Origin of the sequence: Paraburkholderia sp. J69-1 (assembly GCF_905220255.1) — a bacterium.
Lineage (GTDB): Bacteria > Pseudomonadota > Gammaproteobacteria > Burkholderiales > Burkholderiaceae > Paraburkholderia.
On record NZ_CAJMZG010000019.1, the window covers coordinates 162,872 to 181,995 of the forward strand.

Genomic DNA, 19,124 nt, shown 5'->3' on the forward strand with positions numbered 1-19,124 from the left:
CTGAGCATTCGCTCTAAACGAAGTTAAATTTTCTTCATAGTGCTGCTTCCTTTCTGATAGTGCACCTGGAATATCCTGTTCACAACGGTTAGCCAATACATGACGAACTGCTTGTTAGAAACCTGACTCCCAAGGACACAAATCATGAAAGCAATGATGATCGCAGCTGCCGCTCTTGCTGGCCTCGCAACCGCCACCTCTGCCTTTGCGCAGACCCCTGCTTCGTCCCCGAACTATGCTGCACATCCTCCTGTTATCACGCAGGTCAAGCTCGTTGGAAATGCTGCTCAGGCCGGCCACTGGATCCCCCCTTACGGTACCGCGGTACCGCAGGCTACCCGTGCTCAGGTGTATCACGACCTCGTGCACGCCGAGCAGGACGGACAACTCGCCTACCTGAACTCGACCGTGTACGCTCATTCGTAATGGCGCGCACGAGCTTGCAAGCGTTCTATCGCCGCGCTTTTGCCCTCATCGGCAGGCGACGGAACCTTGCGTAGCGGAAACACTCTCGGTTTCACAACGCCCTAGACACGTCGCATAAACGGCGACAGGTGATTCATATCAAAATTGAATTTCCAGCCAATCAAACTATTTTGGAGTACGAAAATGAACAAGATCACGAAATTTGCAATCCTTCTATGCGGCGTGGCGGTCACTGCCCCAGCGTTCGCGGGCACAACACTATCCCCTCAGGAATGCACGTCCTACCCCTTCGTCAAGACCACGCATAACGTGACACACAGCCAGCTTAATACCGAACTTAAGGAGCTCGAATCGGTTGGCTATCAACCCGGCCTTTCCGACAACAACTACCCGCATCTGCTTAACAAGGCTGAAGCAAAACTTCAGGCCGCGTACAACAAAGACTGCATGCACGGCGCTTCCTCTACGTGATGCGAGAACGAGAAGCTTCGACGATAGGGCAGGAGTATCGGTACGCATATGCCTCATCACGCGGTACGCTCCTGCCCTGCTCGAGAGGCCAATCTTTTTCCTTGCCCCCTCGAATTTTTAATCTGAAGGCTGCGTTAAAACAGGCGTGGCAGGGTCTCCAACAAGCTTGAACGGATTTTCCCTCACAACGCCCAGTAGAATTCTGCACGAAGATATTTTTTCGGCGATTCAACTCAGCTCGCAACTGGCAGCCAACGTGGCGGCGATCTCGACTATTTCGACAGCCCCTCGTCGAGGAGGCGCACATCACTGCGGACCCTGCGCTTCGTCGTAAAATCCGGCCCAGAGATGAGCAAATAGGACGCGTCGTGCTCTGGCACAGTGGTGAGGAGACGACCGATCCTGGCTGCGCAAGGCATAACGCTATTAACCAAATCGAATCACAGTCCTAGCACACTGCACGATCGCTGCAGCCCCGCCCCAGAGAGCGACGCATATTCGGAGATGAACGGCAAGGACTCGCGCCGCCTTCCTTTGTATCCACGAGTCCACTGCACCAGCCCCGCGTTCTCTGCGCTCTCAGAGATTGAATTTTCCTCAGCGCGACGTCCCGGTTGTGCACTATTTCCCGCTTCGCGCCCAATTGTCCTCGGCTCTGTCGGGCTCCCAGTCCGCGCCAACAGATTTCCATCGCAACGCCGTCGCGCGCGCAATGCCAGCGGACGCCCCCAACCCGGTCAGATCAGGCAAGCGGACGCAGGCCGCTAAATTCGCGGGCCATCGATCGGAAGTCCAAGTGATTCGCGGCAACCAACGCACAAAATTACAATTAGCATACATATCACATAAAAATGCTTTTAGTTATCAATTAATGCAAATTGTTTGTGCTCGCAAATCGATCTCTAAGGCTCTCAGCGTCGAAAAATAGGCGTAAACACTGATCCGACATTTCGTTCAATGCGTTTTATGATCACAAAACGCCAAACGAAACAATCTGATGACGTCACCGTGCTCTCGCCTGCCGCGTGTCATCCAGAAAGATCTGCCACCTGGCGACCTGTTGTTCGCGATCAAGTGAGTCAAGGAGACGACGAATGCAACAAACGCGAGACCTGGCATCGAACCAGGCTGAAACGGAGCGCACGCCATTCTGGCCATTCGGATGGTGGGCGATCGTCGAGATCAGGGTTGGAATCATCCCCTTCCCAATCTATCTGTTGCTGCTCGCGTTGGTCGCAGGCTTCGTTGCCACGGGCAAGGTGCCAGGTGAAATATCCATGGCCATCGCCGTGCTGGTGCTCTGTGGATTCACATGCGCTGAGATCGGCAAACGTCTTCCGATATTTAACAAGATCGGATCTGCTGCAATCGTCGCAACGTTCCTTCCTTCATTCCTCGCATTTCATCAATTGCTCCCGGCAAAACTTCTGGGAATAGTGACCAATTTCACCAACGTCAGCAATTTCATGTACCTGTTCATTGCCTCGATTATCGTCGGGAGCATCTTCAGCATGGATCGACAGGTCTTGATACGTGGCTTCGCGAAGATATTCTTCCCGCTCGCAACGGGATCCATCGTTGCTGGCATTGTCGGAACCACCGTGGGCACGCTGTTAGGCTTGGGTACAAAGCACACGCTGCTATATATCGTCATCCCGATCATGGCGGGCGGTGTCGGCGAAGGCGCAATTCCTTTGTCGGTTGGCTACTCCGAAATCATGAAGCTTCCCCAGGGGCCCATCTTTGCAGAAGTCCTGCCGGCGGTAATGATTGGCAGCCTTTGCGCCATCATCTTCTCGGGTCTACTCAGTTGGATTGGGGAAAAACGGCCGCACCTGACGGGCCGCGGCACGCTCCAGCCCGCTCAGGAGATTCCCAAAACGCCACTGTTCGAATCCGCGCCGACGACACCGGACGTCAGTACGGTAGCGGCAGCGGCGATCACCGCGATCAGCCTTTACCTCGTAGGTTTACTTGGTCACCGACTGCTCGGCCTGCCCGCTCCTGTCGCAATGCTCTTCGTTGCCGTGTTCATCAAGGTCACACGACTGGTCTCACCAAATCTCGAAGGCGGCGCGAAGATCGTTTATCAGTTCTTTTCGACGGCCGTGACGTATCCACTGCTATTCGCGATCGGTACCGCCATGACGCCATGGGACAAACTGATGGCGGCAATCAACGTCGCCAACGTGATCACAATTGCGTGTACCGTCGCGGCACTGATGAGTACCGGATATGTGGTCGGTAGATGGCTGAAGATGTACCCCATTGACACAGCCATCGTCAACGCGTGCCACAGTGGTCAAGGAGGAACCGGCGACGTTGCGATCCTTACCGCCTGCAATCGAATGAGCCTGATGCCCTTCGCGCAAATAGCAACGCGGATAGGAGGAGCAATCACGGTGACGATCACGTTGTTGATCCTGTCTCGGCTCTCGTCAATATCGTGAAGGCCGGCGATCAGTTGGCCGTCACCGCTTCAGTCCAATCAGCCCGCCATCCCCGGATGTTGCATACGAACACAGGATGCGCCACTGCGCGCATCCTGCTTTCGCTTTGACCTGGAGTCAGTCTTTTGAAGTGGTTTGCACCATTTGCATTGATGATCCCAAGTGCATGTGCGCTTGCTCAATCAAGCATCGAAATCTATGGCATCACTGACGCTGGCGTTAACTTTCTCAGTAATGCGCAGACCGGCAAGGTTGGGGGAAGACCAACTGGCATCGCTCGTTGGGCATTCTACGATGGCAGCGTGGGCGGACAGCAGGGCAGTCGCCTGGGCGTGCGTGGATTCGAAGATCTCGGCGGCGGATACAAAGCGTTGATCCGACTGGAAAATGGATTCAGTCTTCAGAACGGCGCAGCTGGCCAAGGTGGCGCGATCTTCGGTCGAGAGGCCTGGACCGGAATCCAGGCGCCATATGGTCAGATAACACTCGGCAGGCAATACAGCGCCATAGTGCAGTTCTACGCGCCTACCCTCGCCGCGCAGCAATGGGCAGGATATATGAGTGCCCATCCTGGTGATCTGGATGATGCGTCGAAGACATGGAGAATTAACAACTCCCTGAAGTACACGTCGCCCGTTATTTCCGGATGGCAATTTGGCGGCGTAATCGGTCGCGAAGGCAATTCCGGTGAGCCCGGGTCTGTTACCGTCTGGTCGATCGGCGCGGCCTTTCAGGACGGGGGCTTTCGACTCGGTGCGGGCTTCCTTGACGCCGACAAGCCTAATACCTCGTTCTTCGGCTCAAACGTAAACAGCGCCGGAGCGCTTTCCAACAATATGGGATCGACCGGCTCACTCACCAGCGCAGAGAGCAATCCGGTCTTCGGTGGCTATGCCTCAGCACGGTCGCTACGCATCCTCGCCCTTGCAGCAAGCTACGCCCATAACCCTGCAACCGTCACGCTCGCCTACTCGCGCACCAGTTTCGTCGGACTCGGATCCAACGCTGGACCCAATCCGTTCAGATACACCGGCACGGCCACATTCGACGATGTAGAACTGAGCGGTCTCTATCAGATGACGTCGAGTTTTGCCGTTGGCACTGAAGTGAACTATCTGCGCGGTGGCTCGGTCGACGGGAAAAATGACGCGAGATATGCAACGGCGAGCGTTGGCGTGATGTACTTTCTCTCGAAAAGCACGGATCTCTACTCCCTGGTCGTCGGGGAAAAGGCAACTGGTACGGACTCGTTCGATCAGCCCAGTGTTGCTGCGATTACAGGAATGACACCCTCGTCGTCAAGCTTCCAGCTTGCCGTTCGCATCGGTATGAAATACACATTCTAGGCCAAGCAAAAGAAGCCAAAGAGTTAAGCGACATCTCGATGACGCACATCAGGTCCGGCTCAGATCTTGTTGACGATGTCGCACGCACGATGAGAGAAAACATTACGTTCGTTCACCTGTGTGACCGAGTCGACTAGAAGAATCTCCATGCTACTTCTGCATTCTTTCTACCCTAGTCGGATGTTTTCTCCCGAACAGCATTGTGCAAGTGAAGCTTCATGAAGTCAGCGGCTGCCTCCCGCTGGTCAGATAGCAACAAGTCAATCAGCGTGAGGTGTTCGCGGCATCGCCGCTCGGCCTGATCGCGGTCCACCGCCTTGCGGTACTCCATCAATCGGCGCAGGCGATCGAGCCGTCGCAGACCATCCAGAATAAACACATTGCCCGAGCACGCCGCAATCGTCTCGTGCAGGCGACTGTTGGCGTCAAATAACGCAGCCGGCGACGCCGTTCTTGCGCCCCCGTTGGCGAGCAGTTCCTGCTCGCCCCGGCAGCGCAGCAGCGCCTCGCGCTGGAGCTGGAACGTCGGCTCCAGAATCCCCGCGGCTTCGATCAGCAGTCGATACCGGTAGCCCTGTCGATAGGTCTCCGACGAGGTGAGCACCGACTGGAACTGCCAGCCATGCCCAGGCCGGCGCTCGATCCACCCCTCCTGCACCATCCGTCGCAGCACCGCGTTGAGCTGAGCACGCGTGATCCCATAGCGACGCATCAATTCGTTTTCGGTGATGCGATCTTCCAGCCTGCCTGCGAGCCGGTCTTCGGCGATTGCCAGATAGGTCTGCTCGCCGGCGTCGGCGCTTTCTACTTCGCTGACTTCCGCTTCTGAAACAGGTTCGACGCCTTCGGCTACCGCGTAACCGCCGTCCGGATGCGGGGCGACCACCGCCTGCCCGGCCAGGCGCTTGAGCGCTTCACGTACGGGCGAACGCGAAACATTGAAACGCTCGGCGAGCAGACGCTCCGGCAAACGCGTGCCGGGCGGCATGCCGGACTGCGTGATGTGCTGATGAATATTGGTCGCGAGCACGTCGGCTAAGGCGCGGGGCATGGCAGTCGGAATAAGGGGAATTTGCCGCAATCGTACCACATGCACCTGAATGGATTTTTACAGCACTATAAGACCATTCGACAGTCACGATTCGTATGATCCAAACATCTGCCAAAGCTACGCAATAATCCATCTATAACGCGACCGATTCGGACTTCGGCGCGTAGTCGAGCCCGTTTTTCATCACTTGTCGTTTACCCTGGATGGCCTTTTAAAACCACAAAAAACCCTTTACATGGTTTCGTGCGCGCATAAAATACCAACCAACGCACCATAAAGCATTGGGAGACACATGTATCGCAGGAACCTTCTTGGCGCGAGCCTTGCCGCAGTCGGCGGCCTCGCGTTGTCGGGCGCATGCTCCGGCACCAGCGCATCTGGCGCGCTCTCGGCGTCGACGTCGGCGCCTGCCGTCAACGCCACGGCTACGCCGCTCGACAATCCCAGCGCACTCGCCGCCACGCTTGCGCCCGGTAGCTGCGACTGCCACGTCCACATCTTCGACGCCGCGCGCTATCCGTTTGCCGCGAATCGCTCTTACACGCCGGGTCGCGCGCTCGTCTCCGACCTGCTCGGCTTCGAAGCGCGCCTGGGCATCGAGCGTGTGGTGGTCGTGCAACCCAGCGTCTACGGCACCGATAACGCCGCCATGCTGGCCGCGCTGCGCGATCTCGGCACCTTGCGTGCGCGCGGCGTCGCCGTCATCGATCCTCAAACGGTCACACCCGCCGAACTCCGTGCGATGCATGAGCAAGGCGTACGCGGCGTGCGACTCAATCTCGAAGTGAAGGGTCAGCGCGATCAGAGCGTGGCGCTCGCGCAGCTACAACGCGCTGCGGAAACGGTCGCGCCGCTTGGCTGGGCGATCCAGATTTACGCCGATGTCGATGTCGTCGCTGCGCTCGCACCCACGATCGGCGCTTTGCCGGTGCATGTCGTGCTCGACCATTTCGCGGGCGTACGCGTGCCGAAGCAGCCGGAACAAAAAGACGCCTTCGATACCGTGCTGGCGCTCGTGAAGGGCGGCAACGTCTACGTGAAGCTTTCCGCGCCCTATCGCGCTTCGCGCCAGGCGCCCGACTACGCCGACATCGCGCCCTTCGCGCAAGCGCTCATTCAGGCGCGTGCCGACCGCATGCTGTGGGCGTCCGACTGGCCGCATACGGGCAGCGCCAGCCATCGCGATGGCGATCTCTCGCGCGTCGAACCGTTCCGCAACGAAGACGCAGGCCGCGCGCTCAACCACGTACTCGCATGGGCCGACACGGCCGCCGTGCGTCAACAGATTCTGGTCGAGAACCCTGCTCGACTGTATGGCTTCGCCGCCCAGGCGAGCTAATCCCGATCCTGATCACTTACCTAGGATAACTTCATGTTTCGCACCCTGAACCCCACCACAGAAGAGGTCGTGGCCAGCTTCGATGCGGCCACGCCCGCGCAGATCGAGCAAGCGCTCGCCAACGCACAGATTGCGCAGCGCGTCTGGGCAAAGCAGCCGCTGAGCGTGCGTACCGCTGCCGTCGCGCGCCTCGGTGAAGTCCTGCTGCGCCGCAAGGCCGAAATCGCTGCGCTCATCACGCTGGAAATGGGCAAACCCATCGCCGAAGCCGAAGCGGAAGTTGAAAAGTCCGCATGGACTTGCCGCTTCTACGCGGAGCATGCAGGCAACTATCTTGGCGACGAAGCTGTCGCCAGCAATGCAAGCGAAAGCTACATCGCCTACGACCCGCTCGGCGTGGTGCTGGCGATCATGCCGTGGAACTACCCGCTGTGGCAGTTCATCCGCTTCGCCGCGCCCGCGCTGTGCGCCGGCAACGGTTCGATCCTCAAGCACGCGGGCAACGTGCCGCAATGCGCGCTCGTCATCAATTCCGTATTTGCCGAAGCCGAAGTACCCGATGGCCTGATGACCTCCCTGCTCATCGAGCCGGAAAACGTCGCCGCGCTCATCGACGATCCGCGCATCGCCGCCGTGACGCTGACGGGCTCGACGGCTGTGGGCAAGCTGGTCGCTTCGCAGGCCGGACGCGCGATGAAGAAGCAGGTGCTCGAACTCGGCGGCTCCGATCCGTTCATCGTGCTCGCCGATGCCGACGTCGAAGCCGCCGCGAAGGCCGCCGTCAAGGCGCGTTTCTCGAACACGGGCCAAAGCTGCATTTCGTCGAAACGCTTCATCGTCGACGAAAAAATCGCTGACCGTTTTGTCGAACTGTTCTGCGCAGGCGTCGCCCAGCTCAAGGTCGGCGACCCGATGCAGCGCGACACGACGATCGGCCCGATGGCGCGCGGCAATCTGCGCGACGAACTGCATCGTCAGGTCGAGCGCACGGTTGAAGCTGGCGCCGTGCTGAAGGCAGGCGGTCACGCCATCGACGGCGCAGGCTTCTTCTACGCGCCGACGGTGCTCGACCACGTCGCGCCACATATGGCCGCGGCGGTCGAAGAGACCTTCGGCCCGGTCGCAGCCGTTCTGCGCGTCGCCACTACGGATGAAGCCGTGGCGCTCGCCAACGCAACCGAATTCGGTCTGGGCGCGGCGCTGTGGAGCGCAGATCTGCAACGCGCAAAGGCCCTCGTGCGTCAGATCGAAGCGGGTGCGGTCTTCGTCAACGGCCTCGTCGCCTCGGACGCGCGCCTGCCGTTTGGCGGCATCAAGCAGTCGGGCTATGGCCGCGAACTGGGCGCCGCCGGCATCCGCGAATTCACCAACATCAAGACCGTCTGGATCGGCCCTGCCGCCTGAGCCGCCGCCCACGAATGTCCCCACAGGAATCCATCATGACCATCAAGACTCCCTCGGGCGCCGCCCTCCTGAAACCCGACCAGATGCCCGCGTACGACCGAGGCGGCGGCGCGAGCACCACGCCGCTTGTCGGCCCATCGCTCGGCTCGGACAGCTTCATCACCGGCTATACCTCGTTCGCGCCCGGCGTGAAGATCCCGTTCCACAGCCATAACTGCCAGGAAAGCGTGGTGCTGGTGGAAGGCCACGCGATTCTCGACATCGACGGCCTCGAATACGAGCTCAAGCCGCTCGATACGACTTTCATTCCGCCGAACGTGCCTCACCGCTTCCGCAATCTGTCCGACACCGAGCCGATGAAGATTCTCTGGATCTACGCGCGCCAGGACGCGACGCGCACGCTCTCGGACAGCGGCGAAACGCGCCCCGTGTCGGCCGAACACCAGACCCCTGCGAATTAACCCGAGTAAATCATCATGCGTATTCTTGTTTGCCCCGGCGACGGCATTGGCCCCGAAATCATCGCTGCATCCATCGACGTGCTCGGCCAGGCCGACCAGATCTTCGATCTCGGCCTTCAGTACGATTACGAAGACATCGGCTTCGCGAGCCTCGAAAAGTACGGTACGACGTTGCGCCCCGAAGTGCTCGAAAAGGCTCCGACGTACGACGGCCTGATTCTCGGCACAGTCTCACACGCCGACTATCCGCCGCCGGAAAAAGGCGGCCGCAACGTGTCCGCTGCGTTCCGCTGCGACCTCGACCTGTACGCCAACGTGCGTCCGTCGCGCACCCGGGCGTTCCTCACGTCGAACATGCGCGAAGGCAAGAGCATGGATCTCGTCATCATGCGCGAGGCGACCGAAGGCTTCTATCCGGATCGCAACATGCATCTGGGCTGGGGCGAAATGATGCCGTCGCCCGACATGGCGCTTTCCGTTCGCAAAATCACACGTCATTGCAGCGAACGCATTGCGCGCCGCGCATTCGAACTCGCAATGAAGCGCAAGAAGAAAGTCACGGCCATCCACAAGTCGAACAGCTTCCACATGACGGACGGCCTGTTCCTCGAATGCGTGCGCAACGTGGCCAAGGACTTCCCCGAAGTCGAACTGAACGACCTGCTCGTCGATGCTTCGACCGCTCACCTCGTGCGCAATCCGGAGAAGTTCGACGTGCTGGTCGCGACGAACTTCTATGGCGACATCATCAGCGATCTGGCCGCCGAACTTTCGGGCAGCCTGGGCCTTGGCGGTTCGGTCATGGCAGGCGACACGCTCTGCTGTGCGCAAGCGCAACATGGTTCCGCGCCCGATATCCAGAATCAGGACAAGGCCAATCCGACCTCGATGATTCTCTCGGTCAGCATGCTGCTGCGCTGGATCGGCGAGCATCGCCAGAAGGCAAACTTCACCGCTGCGGCCGATGCCATCGATACGGCAGTCGACGCCGTGCTGGCGAATCCCGAAAGCCGCACCGCCGACCTCGGCGGCACGATGGGCTGCAAGGCCTTCGGTCTGAAGGTTGCGCAGTCGCTGCATAAGTCCTGATCGACAGGCGACCGGCGGAGCGCCCTTCTCCGCCGGAATACCAGAACAATGAAGGAGACATTCGATGATAGCCACGCGAGCGCTGGCCAACACCGTTCGTTTTCCTCAAGGCATTGGAAGCGCGTTGGACGCTCTGGCGTCGCACGCATAAGCGCTTCATCAGGACACCCACGGCTTCGACCATTCGAGGCTTCATCGAAGGATTCAACATGCATTCCGAATCACTGGCAATGGACGCGCAGTCGGCGGAGCGTTCCGGCAATATGGCGATCCGGCAACGTGCGCTGCGCAAGAATGCCTGGCGCCTGCTTCCGCTTTTGACGCTTGCCTTCGTCTTCAACTACATCGACCGCACCAGCGTCGGCTTTGCCGCGCTGACGATGAATCAGGATATCGGCCTCACACCCGCGCAATTTGGCTGGGGCGCGGGCGTGCTGTTCGCGGGCTATTGTCTCTGTGAAATCCCGAGCAACCTCGCGCTCTACAAATACGGTGCGCGGCGCTGGCTCGCGCGCATCATGATCACCTGGGGTCTTGCTTCGGCGGCGACGGCGCTCGTGCAAGGGCCGACGAGTTTCTACATCCTGCGACTTTTACTCGGCGTCGCCGAAGCGGGATTCTTTCCTGGTGTCACCTTCTTCCTGTCGTGCTGGTTCCCGGCACAATATCGCGTTCGCGTGCTCGCGTTCTTCATGCTCGGCGTGCCGCTATCTTCGATTCTCGGCGGCCCGATGTCGGCGTTGCTTTTGCAAATGGAAGGACTCGGCGGTTTGCACGGCTGGCAGTGGATGTTCCTCGTACAAGGCTTGCCGGCGGTCGCAATCGGGTTCGCCGTGTTCGCCCTGCTGCGCGACGATCCGAAAGACGCGTACTGGCTCACGCAGGAGGAACGCACCGAACTCGTCCACATGCTGGAAAGCGAACCACGCCAGAAGCCGAAGAAGGCGCTATTTTCCGCACTCAAGGACGGCCGCGTGCTGCTGCTCGCCGCGGTTCAATTCGGCTTCATTCTGGGCTCGTATGGCATTGGCATCTGGTTGCCGCTCATTCTCAAGGGCCACGGCTTCAGCCTTGTCAACGTCGGCCTGCTCTCCACCATTCCGTACATCGCGGCCGTGATCGGCATGCTCATCTGGGCACGCGCCGTGGATCGCAGCGGCAAACGCGTATTCCATCTCGTCGCGTCGTGCCTCGCAGGCGGCTTAGGGCTCGCGCTCTCGGGGCTGTCGAACGGCATCGTGCTCGAACTAGTCGGCTTGAGCCTTGCGGTGGTTGCGGTGAGTTCGGCACGCGCGATCTTCTGGACGATTCCCACACGCTTCCTGACCGGCATCGCGGCGGCAGGCGGACTCGCATTCATCAATTCGATCGGCACGCTTGGTGGCTTTGCAGGCCCCTACCTCGTCGGCCTCCTCAAGCAGACAACGGGAACTTTTTCTGCCGGAATCTGGGCGATGGCCGCCATTCTGTGCCTTTCCGCTGCGCTCGCTTCCGCCCTGCCGATTCTGGTGCGCCGCGACTGAACCGGAACCGCGCTCACAATGCCATCGCATAACACAGGAGAATCCATGATTTTTGAACTGGCAGACATCGAAATCCTGCACGGTCACGAAGCAGAATTCGAAGCTGGAGTACGTGCAGCACTTCCGTTGTTCGCACGCGCAAGCGGATGCCACGGCGCCACTTTGCATCGCGTTATCGAGAAAGAACGCCACTATCTGCTCCAGGTGGGCTGGGAAACGGTCGACGACCATATGATCCATTTCCGTGCGTCGGCTGATTTCCAGACATGGCGCAATTTCGTCGGACCGCACTTCGCGCGTGCACCACAAGTGGTGCATTCGGTAGTTGCCGTCGAATAAGCTTCAATATCGCGGAGGCCTTATGCGCAAAGGCCTTCGAATTACGTCGCTGGAATACCTGCGCCCGGTAGTCGAATCGAGCTGCACCGGGAACACGATGCGCGAAATCCATCATCAATAACAGACAATATAATCAGGAGACTTAATCATGTTGAAGACGACCGCTGCTTTGCTCGCCTTGCCGTGTTCGTGCGCCTTGGCGCAAAGCAGCGTTACGCTCTATGGAATCGTTGATGCCGGCGTCAACTACGTGAGTAACGCGCAGACTGCACGCACGGCGAATGGACTCAAGGGCGGCACCCAATGGTCTGTGATGGATGGCGCGAGTGGCGGCATTCAGGGTAGCCGCTGGGGCATCAAAGGCGTCGAAGATCTCGGCGGCGGCTACAAGGCGGTCTTCTGGCTGGAGAACGGATTCTTTGTGAACAATGGTACGGCTGCCCAGGGCGGATCGCTGTTCGGCCGGCAAGCCTGGGTTGGCTTGGCCACGCCCTACGGCCGCGTGACAATGGGACGGCAGTATGACGAAGTCGTCGATTTCTTCGCCCCGCTCCTGGCGGCACCGCAATGGGGTGGTTACATGGTCGAACACCCGAGTGACCTCGACAATGCCTCGAACACCCGGCGCAGCAACAACTCCATCAAATACACATCACCCACCCTTTCCGGCTTCAAATTCGGCGCGCTGTACAGTTTTGGCGGGACAGCCGGATCATTCGGCAAGAACAGCATCTGGTCTGCCGGCATGGGCTATTCCTATGGCCCGGTGAATCTCGGCGCGGGCTATTTGAAGGCGCGCAATCCTAATACCTCGTTCTTCGGCAACAATCCTAATTCGGGCGCAGCCACGACCAATAATCTTGGTGGTCTCGGTTCTGCTACTGGTGCGGAAAGCAACCCGATATTCGCGGGTTTCGCATCGGCGCAATCGCTGCAAATCATTGGTGCGGCCGGCAACTGGAATTTTGGCAAGACGACTGTCGGCGTCGGCTACTCGAATACGCAGTTCCAGGATCTGGGTTCGTCCTCAGGCCCGAACCCCTTCCACTACACGGGCACGGCGACTTTTCACAACGCCGAGTTGAACGGCCACTATCAATTCACGCCTGCGCTGTCAGCTGGATTAGCATTCGACTACACGACGGGCGGCGGCACCGCGAAAAAATCCAGCGCAAAGTACGAACTCGCGAGCATGGGTGTTGACTACGCACTCTCCGCGCGAACCGATGTCTATTCGCTTTTCGTGTTTGAACACGCGAGCGGGACGGATTCGCTAAACCAGTCCGCAGTCGCAAGCATCACCGGCATGACACCTTCCTCTACCAATTCACAAGTAGCAGTGCGAATCGGCGTTAGACACAAATTCTGACTAACGCGGCAGCCACGCTATTTGCAGCGGTGCTGCGCCCGATGGTGACTCGCGAGTTAGCATCGCGTAACTGCCAGCCGCACGCGCCTGCATGGCGTGTGCGGCTCAGATGCACTAGACTATGACCACCTCCCCATCGCGAGCGACGCGCTCGCGTATCCGCTTTCACGCATGGCTAACCCCGTAGTCATTTGTTCTGATCAGGCAGCCGGTGTCGGTGCGGGCGCCGGGTGCGCAGCGGCGAGCGCGGCGTTGGTCGCAGCCTGCACGGCTGCATCGGTCAGGCTCGGGCCGTTCGCCTTCAGGGTGAGTGCGATCTGGATTGCGACGTTGATCGTAATCGACGTAGTCGGCCTCCGGATACTTCACGCGCCCTCCGGTCGTTGCACGATCAGCTTTCGAAAGTCGCCCTTGCCGGGCTTGAACGAGGCGAATAGCTCAGCACCCACCCAAATGCCGCCGTACGACCAGCGCGTCGCATCAGCGCTGGCGCCGATTGGCTTTCGATCGATGAGATACGCAGCACCATCGACAGCATCGGCGCACCGCCACCGCTTGAGTACCGCACGCTCCTGCCTGTGGTGCACTACCAGCGCCAGACCCACGCGTGGCCGACCAGCGACATTCTGTCCGCCGTGATCCGCGAGACCGCTCGTGTGTCGCGCGGCGAACGTCCGCTCGCCGACTTCATTGGCGCGCCGGTCGAGTCCTCGCCGCGTGTTCTGGTCTGCCCTTCGTGCCTGGTGATGTTCACGCACCAAACAGGCAAGGCGCAGCACTGCTGCAAGGCCGAAGGGCCGCACGCGGTGACGGTTGTTGGTGCCCTGCGCGCCCGCTTCGATAGCGGCAACCGCGTGTTCAAAACGGTCGATCTCCTCGGCAAGGTCGCGCCACGGAATCGCGCAGACGGCGAGGAATTCGTGCCGCTCACGGCTGACGCTCTCGAAGCTTTTCTCCAGATGAACCGCCGCACGCTCGGCGTGCGCAACCTCGATGGGGGCTGGGATCAACTGCGCCATCCGTCGATCGACCTGCACGCTGCCCCCCCAGGACGCGCCCAAAGCGGCCCCGCAAGATGCGGAGGCATAGCATGGCCAGCCAGACGCTTTTTGAACTGGGGTTCGAACACGGCGCCGAGGCCGAAGAAGACCCAGGTAAGCTGGAATTCTGCTCACGCGTGCGCGAATACCAAATCAGCTTCGTAGTGGGGCGCGCCTTCAGCACCGCAGTCAAACAGGCAAGCCACAAGACTGCGGCACTTACCGCCGGCGCGCTCCGCGTACGCTATGGGCTCACCTTGAGCGACCTATTATTGGCGCTCACCCTCTCGCAAGAAGACAAGCGTGTCGTGCGCGCCGCATATACCGACGCTCGACTGGCGACTTGAGGCCGATCTTTGCTTCGCCAAGGCCGCCCCCAGAGTTCTCGCGGGCGGCCCTCTGCGTCTACAGCACAAGGTGCACTGCTATGGCTGTGGCGCCTCGTCCGAGAGCCTCAAGTGTATGCATCCCATCGACTTACACCTTTCCGCCACATACTTTTCATACCAAATTAATTCTTATTCGTGGCCCCGGAGCTATTTGCGCGCCCCCGTCACGGCATATCCTCCGTTTGCAACAGCGACACCAGCACATCGATTCCGGAAAACGTTGCGTCAATGGTTCGATAGTCACTACTGTCGACAATGAACACCTTCCCGTCACGCGCGCGCAGGAGGATGTCCTGAATACTGTCGCTGCGCCCAATCAGGCAGACGCCTTTCTTTGCAAGTTCCCGATCGTCGGTTTCCACACGCATCGCAGCCGCTGTCCATATGCGGGGCCCGCATCCGTTCTCCATGCCCTTCGGATGCGCCTGGAGGTACTGGGCAAAACTCTGGCACATATCGACGCCGAAAGCGCCAGCAAACCATTCGTTGAAAGTGTTCATTCCTTGTTCCGCTGCAGTTGGCCGGCGGCTTGTTGCGATAACCAGGAGGGTCCAATGCGCCGACGAGCACACGGATAGGGTGCGTGCCTCGTCGCCACGGCCATCATTGCCGGAAGCGCGATGGCGGGGGCTGGCGGCGCGAGGAGTTCTATTCCGCCGGTCGTCCGAGAGCCGTACGATTGGGCTACCAAAATGCCGCATCAAGTGCCCACGCCCGCCCCGAGTCATACGATCCTTGTGATGCCCGTCGGCCACGGAGCCCCACGGCGTGGCGCGATATGGGTACCGGGATAGAAAACGTGGTATCGAGAAACACCCACGGTCGCATCCCGGTTCTTAATCCACCTGAACGGTTCGATCAGCCACACAAAGACGTCCTGGTTCATTTGCTCCACGTTTTCCTCGCTTAGCCACCACGCAAGCGCTCGGTCAGCTTCGATAATCAGGTCAAGGACCATTTCACTAAACGCTTCGTGCGTGAACACTTCAAGCGTGACAAATGTCTGAAGCTGCAGCATGGGCGAACGCGCTCGCACATCCTGATGAGTCACCTCGATTCTCTTTTGGAGCTCAAGCAGCCACGTCCGGAAAGGCTCTTGCAGCTGACTCTTAAATCGCTTCGCGCCACCGTTGATCCTATAAAAATCACGGCGCAATATCCGGGAAGCCCAGCGACTAAAGACCGGCACGAGGTGTTTTCGAGCGCGAGGGCAATCCGTCTCATTTAACCAGACTGGACGACCCTTAACGAGGGTTGAGCGCTCATTCGCTGGCGGCCACAGTTCGACCGCCGGCGAGCGCCATAGGCCAATTTCTTTGTCTTGCGTGATTTGATCACTATCCATCGATTCGATGCCCCTATTTGCGCGCTATAAAAGTCCACTTCCCACCGCGTGTGTGCAGCGCGATATAGTGTCCGGGCTCTGCGTTAGCGTCATTCATAGAATGTCTGTCCGAATAGGCCGACTTTTGGAGCGGCGCTTCCATGCGACGCGCTGGCTGACTTGCGTCAGCTAGATGTGCGTACAGAATGTTCATTGATTCTGCCAATTTCATGAACATTCTGAGCACGCCATGACACCCGACGACTTCTCGTTTGCTCTCGCGCGCCTAGGCTGGTCCCAGACCGCGTTCGCTAAATACGCCGGGTATTCCGCAAAGACTATGAGCCACTGGATGACCCAGAAGAGTTCCGTGCCCGTGATCGTCGAGAAGCACCTCCATCTTCTCCTGACGCTCCGAGAGCATTTACCTTCATGAAGGCTGGCTCCCCGTTTTCGTGTTGTGCCCGTTGCCTGACTTGCCTTGCGTTCTTCTTCGGTCGGACGCTGCCCTCCATCGTTACCAAGACGATCGACCGATCACGCCGGATCAGGATTCAGCCAAGGGGAACTACTCCGCCCGCTCTCCGGAGTTCGATGCCGAGCGCGCGCAGAAGGATGCGGATGCGCTAGCGCACGTCGGGGCGCCAGCTGAGACCTTCGACCATGAGCCACGCCAACTCGAGGGTGAAGTCGCCTTCGTCGCGCGAGCCGTCGAGAGCGGCCTCTCCAGTCGGCGTCAGAAGTTGGGCCGTCGTAATGGAGATCGATGCACGTGGCCTCGCGGTGGTGGCGACGCCCGGACGGAGCGCTACGGGATTTATAGTGCCTTTGAAGCTGGCGTCTGTCGCTGGATTCCTGTTCGGGTAGCGGCGGACTGCAGGAAGGAAATTGGATGAATGTTCAACGATACCTGAACGGCCTAGAAGCCTTTTCGCAGGTCCACGAAGGCGCAAGATAATAAGCCCGAGCATTACAAAATCGAACGCGGCGCGCCAAAGCTTGCCCGAAAAGGGCTATTTGCTGGCGATCGCGAGCATCGGCGATTTCGGTCCTATCCGGAACCGCTCGCCAGCACCGCCGTTCACGTCGACGCGAACGAACGCTCCGCGCAGTGCCGCCTCCCCGTCGGACTACCCTGGAGCAGGGTCTCCCAAACAAGGAAGCGTATGGCTTTGCGCCCGACTTCCTTCGCTATGGCGTCGCCTAACGAGCGAGGTCAGGTATCGGGCGGCGAACGTCCCATTCGATCACCCTCACTCCCTTTCTCTTGTAGCTCTGGATCTTCTCAGCCTTACGAGCCTCATAGTCCGGATTACCTGTCATACCCCAGACTTCAACCACACTCTCGCACTCTTCATCTTGAAGTCGGAAGTCCGGGAACTCAGACTCGCCGTCGTATCGCAAAGGCTTCGTAAATGCGCGACCACCATCGATCAAAGCGTCGGCCATTCGCATTTCGTGGGACGAGTCTGCAGGGATGTAATCCCGACTGGTAAGCATTAACGACATGTCGACGCCTTTGAGGGTCCCGTTGCGTGTGACCTCCACGACCACAACCGCGAGAACGTGGGCGTCCACGCCACCAACCTGTGCCGCAGTTGCCGGAGCAGATCGTAGTGCCCGCTCAAGAATGGCCTTGTCGACGAAGCAGGGACAAGAGTGGTGCTTGAACTTGACCGCGTAGCTGAACTTCGAAAGCTCCATTCCTTTGATTTCGCCGATGAGGACGCCGCGCAGCCGATAGGGACCTTGAACTTCCAGCCGGGAGCGGAATGTCAGCCAGGTGGCTTCGATTGAATCGCGGTCACCTTCGCGCCACACGGGCACGACGTAAAGCGCGCGCTCGATTGGCTCACCATTGACCTTCCCGTCGAGATTCACGAGTTCCCGGCGGCAACGCCACCAGTCCCGGGTCCAGCCCGGCCGCCATTCATTCAATCCGGCCCGCTCCCAGAGGGAGTGAAGCAAACCGAGCAGTCCGACCTTCGCGCGACTTTTCCCACCACCGACGCGCTCCACATTCTGCGAGACCGGATTAGACCTCGCCTCGACGCGAACCTTGAGCGGGATGTCCGCATTGATGTCGACCGAGCCGTCTGGACGCTCGATGATCGCGCCTTTAGCGTAGCCAGAGCGACCGCTCTCCGATTCGGCACGCAAACGGAGCGTACATCTCTGATGATGGGCGCCCGCATCCTCTGGCCAGACCGCGAGATGGTAGAGGCCCTCACGCAGGCGAATCTGCAACCGCCTGCCGTCTGGGACACATAGACACCTTGCATGTCCGAGAGTGGTACGCGCGGTCTCGAACCATTTTCGAAAGCGGGACGGATCTTGAAGAATTTCTTCGAGCTGTAGCTCGTTTCCGGCCAAGTCTATTCGCTGCGTTATCCGTTCAATACACGAGACGCGCTCCATCGTTCCCTCGGCGGACAGATCCCAAGGATCCCTCCGAATTACTTACTTGGACTAAGTCAGTTTGCGCAGGAGGTCAGAATAGACGACGTATCCCTTTGCGACTTCTTCCGAGATAGCAAGACGCCCAGCGATCTCCGAGAGCTCAATACCGGGATTCTCTCTCCGCATTTCGCCAACTTTATAAAGCGTCTCCGGCAGAATCGAGTCATTACCCAACGCGCTAATCGCTGCATTCTCAGGGAACTCGCTGTCCAGCCATGCCCTGAAGGACGTCGCTTGCGGACCGCCTATCTTGTTCAGCAATACGCGTGCACCCTCGAGCGTTATCATTGTTTCGTCACCATCGACTTGGGGAACATCCCAAATCTCATCCTCGTGACATGTCTCAACCGCAATAGAGCGTAACTCGACTATCTGCAGCACGCGTGCGATGTCGTTGAGACGAAATGCGACAAGCAACCTATCTCTCGAAGTTGAGACGAGTACTTCTTTTCCTTCGTAGTTTCGCCTCTGAACTGGCATCTTTGGTATCTTTGCGAAAAAAAACGGTATGGTATAGCTAGTAACGAAAACTGCCGCCTGAAACGTATTGTTGTAATTTTTGTGTGCTTCAAGGGCAGCTCTCATACTAACAAAACTAGAATCCATTGGCAGGAAGCGCGCGATTAATTGTAAGCGATAGGTC

The 19,124-nt window shown here is 59.0% G+C and carries 18 protein-coding genes; 12 read left to right on the top strand and 6 right to left on the bottom strand.

What is annotated here, in order from left to right; all coding sequences use genetic code 11:
* Positions 1-144 precede the first annotated feature (144 nt).
* From U5A67_RS29595 to U5A67_RS29610, 4 genes are all read left to right on the top strand, one after another.
* The gene (locus U5A67_RS29595) at positions 145-426 is read left to right on the top strand and encodes a DUF4148 domain-containing protein (RefSeq protein WP_321817095.1); all 282 of its coding nucleotides are present in this window, start codon (positions 145-147) and stop codon (positions 424-426) included.
* 183 nt (positions 427-609) lie between these two features.
* A complete protein-coding gene (locus U5A67_RS29600) occupies positions 610-897 on the top strand; it encodes a DUF4148 domain-containing protein (protein WP_321817096.1) in 288 nt (95 codons plus the stop codon).
* A gap of 1,094 nt (positions 898-1,991) precedes the next feature.
* Complete coding sequence (locus U5A67_RS29605) at positions 1,992-3,347, top strand: 2-hydroxycarboxylate transporter family protein (RefSeq protein ID WP_321817097.1); 1,356 nt, start codon at positions 1,992-1,994, stop codon at positions 3,345-3,347.
* A 125-nt stretch (positions 3,348-3,472) separates the two neighbouring features.
* Positions 3,473-4,693 carry a porin gene (locus tag U5A67_RS29610; protein WP_321817098.1) on the top strand — a complete coding sequence of 407 codons (1,221 nt, stop codon included), beginning with the start codon at positions 3,473-3,475 and terminating at the stop codon, positions 4,691-4,693.
* 172 nt (positions 4,694-4,865) lie between these two features.
* Here U5A67_RS29610 and U5A67_RS29615 read toward each other — a convergent pair whose 3' ends face one another.
* The gene (locus tag U5A67_RS29615; RefSeq protein ID WP_321817099.1) at positions 4,866-5,744 is read right to left on the bottom strand and encodes a GntR family transcriptional regulator; all 879 of its coding nucleotides are present in this window, start codon (positions 5,742-5,744) and stop codon (positions 4,866-4,868) included.
* Between the two features lie 292 nt (positions 5,745-6,036).
* Between U5A67_RS29615 and U5A67_RS29620 the strand changes: the two genes are divergently transcribed.
* From U5A67_RS29620 to U5A67_RS29650, 7 genes are all read left to right on the top strand, one after another.
* Positions 6,037-7,083, top strand: coding sequence for an amidohydrolase family protein (locus tag U5A67_RS29620; protein ID WP_321817100.1), 1,047 nt, complete (start codon positions 6,037-6,039; stop codon positions 7,081-7,083).
* Positions 7,084-7,116: 33 nt separating this feature from the next.
* The gene (locus tag U5A67_RS29625) at positions 7,117-8,487 is read left to right on the top strand and encodes an NAD-dependent succinate-semialdehyde dehydrogenase (protein WP_321817101.1); all 1,371 of its coding nucleotides are present in this window, start codon (positions 7,117-7,119) and stop codon (positions 8,485-8,487) included.
* A gap of 35 nt (positions 8,488-8,522) precedes the next feature.
* Entirely contained in the window at positions 8,523-8,948 is a 426-nt protein-coding gene (locus tag U5A67_RS29630; RefSeq protein ID WP_321817102.1) for a cupin domain-containing protein, read from the top strand.
* Positions 8,949-8,963: 15 nt separating this feature from the next.
* Entirely contained in the window at positions 8,964-10,037 is a 1,074-nt protein-coding gene (locus U5A67_RS29635) for an isocitrate/isopropylmalate dehydrogenase family protein (protein WP_321817103.1), read from the top strand.
* Between the two features lie 209 nt (positions 10,038-10,246).
* Positions 10,247-11,560: an MFS transporter gene (locus U5A67_RS29640; RefSeq protein ID WP_321817104.1), complete on the top strand. Its 1,314-nt coding sequence runs from the start codon at positions 10,247-10,249 to the stop codon at positions 11,558-11,560.
* A gap of 45 nt (positions 11,561-11,605) precedes the next feature.
* Positions 11,606-11,899 carry an antibiotic biosynthesis monooxygenase family protein gene (locus tag U5A67_RS29645; protein WP_321817105.1) on the top strand — a complete coding sequence of 98 codons (294 nt, stop codon included), beginning with the start codon at positions 11,606-11,608 and terminating at the stop codon, positions 11,897-11,899.
* A 148-nt stretch (positions 11,900-12,047) separates the two neighbouring features.
* The gene (locus U5A67_RS29650; RefSeq protein WP_321817106.1) at positions 12,048-13,268 is read left to right on the top strand and encodes a porin; all 1,221 of its coding nucleotides are present in this window, start codon (positions 12,048-12,050) and stop codon (positions 13,266-13,268) included.
* A 365-nt stretch (positions 13,269-13,633) separates the two neighbouring features.
* Here U5A67_RS29650 and U5A67_RS29655 read toward each other — a convergent pair whose 3' ends face one another.
* Positions 13,634-14,287 carry a hypothetical protein gene (locus U5A67_RS29655; RefSeq protein ID WP_321817107.1) on the bottom strand — a complete coding sequence of 218 codons (654 nt, stop codon included), beginning with the start codon at positions 14,285-14,287 and terminating at the stop codon, positions 13,634-13,636.
* Between the two features lie 71 nt (positions 14,288-14,358).
* Here U5A67_RS29655 and U5A67_RS29660 point away from each other — a divergent pair, with 71 nt between their 5' ends.
* Entirely contained in the window at positions 14,359-14,655 is a 297-nt protein-coding gene (locus U5A67_RS29660; RefSeq protein ID WP_321817108.1) for a hypothetical protein, read from the top strand.
* A 206-nt stretch (positions 14,656-14,861) separates the two neighbouring features.
* Here the strand turns inward: U5A67_RS29660 and U5A67_RS29665 are convergent, their stop codons facing one another.
* The 4 genes from U5A67_RS29665 to U5A67_RS29680 form a co-directional block, all read right to left on the bottom strand.
* On the bottom strand, positions 14,862-15,197 hold the full coding sequence (locus tag U5A67_RS29665; protein WP_321817109.1) for a hypothetical protein: 336 nt from the start codon (positions 15,195-15,197) through the stop codon (positions 14,862-14,864).
* A gap of 224 nt (positions 15,198-15,421) precedes the next feature.
* A complete protein-coding gene (locus U5A67_RS29670; RefSeq protein WP_321817110.1) occupies positions 15,422-16,042 on the bottom strand; it encodes a hypothetical protein in 621 nt (206 codons plus the stop codon).
* A 1,182-nt stretch (positions 16,043-17,224) separates the two neighbouring features.
* Positions 17,225-18,439 (bottom strand): DUF1173 family protein, encoded by a 1,215-nt coding sequence (locus U5A67_RS29675; RefSeq protein WP_321817111.1) that lies wholly within the window; start codon positions 18,437-18,439, stop codon positions 17,225-17,227.
* A gap of 51 nt (positions 18,440-18,490) precedes the next feature.
* The coding region (locus U5A67_RS29680) for a hypothetical protein (protein ID WP_321817112.1) at positions 18,491-19,124 on the bottom strand (634 nt) is incomplete at its 5' end.

What these genes read in the sequence shown, in the direction of transcription:
- U5A67_RS29595 (WP_321817095.1), top strand. Translation starts at nt 145, where the DNA reads ATGAAAGCAATGATGATCGCAGCTGCCGCTCTTGCTGGCCTCGCAACC.
- U5A67_RS29600 (WP_321817096.1), top strand. Translation starts at nt 610, where the DNA reads ATGAACAAGATCACGAAATTTGCAATCCTTCTATGCGGCGTGGCGGTC.
- U5A67_RS29605 (WP_321817097.1), top strand. Translation starts at nt 1,992, where the DNA reads ATGCAACAAACGCGAGACCTGGCATCGAACCAGGCTGAAACGGAGCGC.
- U5A67_RS29615 (WP_321817099.1), bottom strand. Translation starts at nt 5,744, where the DNA reads ATGCCCCGCGCCTTAGCCGACGTGCTCGCGACCAATATTCATCAGCAC.
- U5A67_RS29620 (WP_321817100.1), top strand. Translation starts at nt 6,037, where the DNA reads ATGTATCGCAGGAACCTTCTTGGCGCGAGCCTTGCCGCAGTCGGCGGC.
- U5A67_RS29625 (WP_321817101.1), top strand. Translation starts at nt 7,117, where the DNA reads ATGTTTCGCACCCTGAACCCCACCACAGAAGAGGTCGTGGCCAGCTTC.
- U5A67_RS29630 (WP_321817102.1), top strand. Translation starts at nt 8,523, where the DNA reads ATGACCATCAAGACTCCCTCGGGCGCCGCCCTCCTGAAACCCGACCAG.
- U5A67_RS29635 (WP_321817103.1), top strand. Translation starts at nt 8,964, where the DNA reads ATGCGTATTCTTGTTTGCCCCGGCGACGGCATTGGCCCCGAAATCATC.
- U5A67_RS29640 (WP_321817104.1), top strand. Translation starts at nt 10,247, where the DNA reads ATGCATTCCGAATCACTGGCAATGGACGCGCAGTCGGCGGAGCGTTCC.
- U5A67_RS29645 (WP_321817105.1), top strand. Translation starts at nt 11,606, where the DNA reads ATGATTTTTGAACTGGCAGACATCGAAATCCTGCACGGTCACGAAGCA.
- U5A67_RS29650 (WP_321817106.1), top strand. Translation starts at nt 12,048, where the DNA reads ATGTTGAAGACGACCGCTGCTTTGCTCGCCTTGCCGTGTTCGTGCGCC.
- U5A67_RS29655 (WP_321817107.1), bottom strand. Translation starts at nt 14,287, where the DNA reads ATGGCGCAGTTGATCCCAGCCCCCATCGAGGTTGCGCACGCCGAGCGT.
- U5A67_RS29660 (WP_321817108.1), top strand. Translation starts at nt 14,359, where the DNA reads ATGGCCAGCCAGACGCTTTTTGAACTGGGGTTCGAACACGGCGCCGAG.
- U5A67_RS29665 (WP_321817109.1), bottom strand. Translation starts at nt 15,197, where the DNA reads ATGAACACTTTCAACGAATGGTTTGCTGGCGCTTTCGGCGTCGATATG.
- U5A67_RS29670 (WP_321817110.1), bottom strand. Translation starts at nt 16,042, where the DNA reads ATGGATAGTGATCAAATCACGCAAGACAAAGAAATTGGCCTATGGCGC.
- U5A67_RS29675 (WP_321817111.1), bottom strand. Translation starts at nt 18,439, where the DNA reads ATGGAGCGCGTCTCGTGTATTGAACGGATAACGCAGCGAATAGACTTG.